The organism is Aquabacterium sp., from assembly GCF_004297345.1.
Lineage (GTDB): Bacteria > Pseudomonadota > Gammaproteobacteria > Burkholderiales > Burkholderiaceae_C > Aquabacterium.
On the sequence record NZ_SCTN01000576.1, the window covers coordinates 1 to 3000 of the forward strand.

A 3000-nucleotide genomic window follows, 5' to 3' on the forward strand; every position below is an offset into this window, starting at 1 on the left:
CAATGAGAGCGCGAGGCACTCGTGACACGATGCTATCGTTCGTTTGGTAAACAATGTCGCTATTTTGTGCGGCAACGTGTGCGACAACGCATCATTATTCTCAATTTGCGTTTTGTAACGGTCGCATGTGCGTAGAACGTCCTCAATGTTAGAAGGTGTCATCTGATCGATTGAATCAAGGCCAAGGCGATTGAGATGTACATTGAGCTCATTCAGTTCGCCGTTTGCACATTTTATACGCCACGCCAATTTGTCTGTTCGCGACGCTGGTGGTCCGTGACAGGTGCATGTGCAATGTTCGCAACATGATGTCATTTTTATAGGTGTGGAATCGCTTCAAGTTGTTTGCATGATGGACAGACCGTGCGATTGCCGTTTGATGACGCGCACTGAATGCACATCTGTGCATGACACTTGGAACAGAGCGAGAAGCAGTCGCCACAGAGATTAACGTGATTGGTACAGACTTCGCATGACGCAAATCCAATGCTGTCGGCGTTTCTGCAGAAGGAGCAGGTGTACATTTACTCGACATTCTGTTGTGCTTATACGTGTCTTTGTAACTGGACGTACAATGGTATATATGTCTCATGAATTTTCCCAATATGGTCAGCCAGCATTGGATCGACATCCATCGCCTCTCGGCGCGATCGCGTGCTATCTCGACACCTCAAATAATCGGCAACTATATTTACGTATTTGCGCGCATGTTCTTCGTTTGCTGGCAATCTTCTTAACATCGATTCTAGCTTCGATGAAATTCTTGAACACGCTTTACTTGGATCCGGCCCACAATGATAATCAAGCGTATAAACGACTTCGCGGATAATGTGATCGGTTTTCTGGTGATGAGGCGAATACAAACGTGGCCTACATGCTGGTCTTCTGCCTTTGCCCATATTTATATGCACGAAAACATGTTTTAATAGTAACGCAGATCGCGTATGGACGTCGCTGGCGCCGTAGGTCGTGAGCACGCAGTGTTTGCCAATAAATGCTTCGGAATGATGACCTTAATGAGTTCTTCGCATTTGTTATGCATAGATGCTACCGAGACGTCAAGTTAGATATCACAGACGACCGCGTTAATCCACTGTATGGCCAAAAGGTGTCTACACTTATCAATAATCGGAAATGTTACGGAGTGGCTACGAGCTTCGGCGACAAACACGCCTACACAATCGTGTGTTGGGTTAAAGACATCCCTGCAGGATACCTATCGTTCACAGAAATGAGAAAGCGATCTTACATCGAACTAGAGTCTCTTTGTGTGTCTACATCGTTTGAACGACGCGGGATCGGTACGCTGCTAGTGATGGCGCTGATCCTGTTCGCTGGCCGGTTTAAATATCCACTGATCGGAGCATTTGCGGAGCCGTCCTCGCAGGGCCTGCTGGCGCGCATTGGATTTAATGGAGATCTAAACGCCGATGACGCAGCATACATAACATACGATGTTGGTAACACGAACAAGCTTGCCGATCGGTTTGAACAATGCGATGCTTTGCGCGGAGACCTTCGATCAGCATTACTACACGCCGCAAATGGACGCCACCGAAAAAGGTATCAACATTAACAGTGATTCAACAGCGGGCTCTTGAGCGCAAGATACGCGCCAATTCCATTCGAGTGAATGATTCGCAGATCTTGAACAACATCTCGAAGACGGCGTACGAGCTCGGGGAGATGGATTCGTGCGTCATGTTGGTGTTGATGTGTCGCAGCTACTGGTCGACGAGGGATCAGGCCGGTTCGGTATGGTATGTAGTCGATGTCTCGTAGAATTCCTGCGATGTCTGTGTTCGGATACACGTAACTGGCAATGTCCAACATCTCTTGCCGTCTATCCAGATACATACACTGTAATTTGTTTTCCATAATGCCCTTTGTAATGATGTCCAAGACAAGTCGACGTGCTTCGCTTTGGTTGATGCATTCCCACGGTGTAAGCGTCGATGTCATTTCGTTTGTCAAATTCTAAGGCAACCGGACCACTGACCGACAAAGGTCGGGTTGGCAACGGCTATATATAGCACGCGCGGATGCTGCTTTCAAATGAACAAAACGACAGAGAGACCTCGCGGTCTCTCTGTCGGACCTGGTCTGGAGACCACCCGCGCCTTTGGGTGGACGCCCAGAGAAGGTCTAGTACCGACATGGATCATTCGTACGCTCCATGCAACGTATAGCAGTCGTGCCACGATCCCGTTCGTCGTACGTTGCACGAACAATGCAATGTTCGTGCTTACAAAGTCCCGAGCGTACACGCCCATGCATGCTGCAGCTCGTCAATCTCGATAGCGAGCACGCAGCATCCGACGTCGATGACCGCATCGATCTTCCGGCGCGAGCAGCTTCCGGGCGGTGTCTGATTAAACTGAATCGTACACTGCACCGCTGCGAAGGGACATTGACATCATCGTCGACTGACAGAACGTGTTAGCCGTCAGCTGGGCGCAGTGGCACGCGCTTCGGCGTCGAGTTCACGAACTCGACTCTCCAGATACGCTCGCAACGCCTCCGTCGATGCTCCAGCACATACGACACCTCGTGTCGCAATGCCTCCAGTCGAGCACGTGTTTCCGTCCTTGCCGGCACAACGCTCCTGGTGCACGCATGTCTTGCACCATTTGCCGACAGTCTGGCTCGATGGATCCGTTTTTAGGGTTTAGGATTTAGGGTTTGCGTCACGAACCCGTGATGCAACCCGCTCCGCTCGTCAGAGGATCAAGCAGCGGAGTTGATACCCGCTTGGTTTGGCGGGAGTGCCAGGGGTAGACCGTTGAGCTACCCCTGGCACCAGGGTCTACCAGGAAGAGGTGTGTACATACGTCTAGTCGGCTCGCATCGACGCTGTGTGTGGGTTGTCAACCGACAGACGTAGACGTGATATCATTTGTAGTTAACGTATTGCCAAATGGGTCCTTGGTCGAGAGGGGTCTATAATGGGCTATTTTTAGAATTAAACAGCTATGACGGAGAAGAAGTCTGGTGCGATCG

The 3000-nt window shown here is 50.2% G+C and carries 1 protein-coding gene; it reads left to right on the forward strand.

Going from position 1 to position 3000, the window contains the following annotated elements:
* Positions 1-1036: 1036 nt before the first annotated feature.
* Positions 1037-1576 carry a GNAT family N-acetyltransferase gene (locus tag EPO09_RS22370; RefSeq protein WP_367200103.1) on the forward strand — a complete coding sequence of 180 codons (540 nt, stop codon included), beginning with the start codon at positions 1037-1039 and terminating at the stop codon, positions 1574-1576.
* Positions 1577-3000 lie beyond the last annotated feature (1424 nt).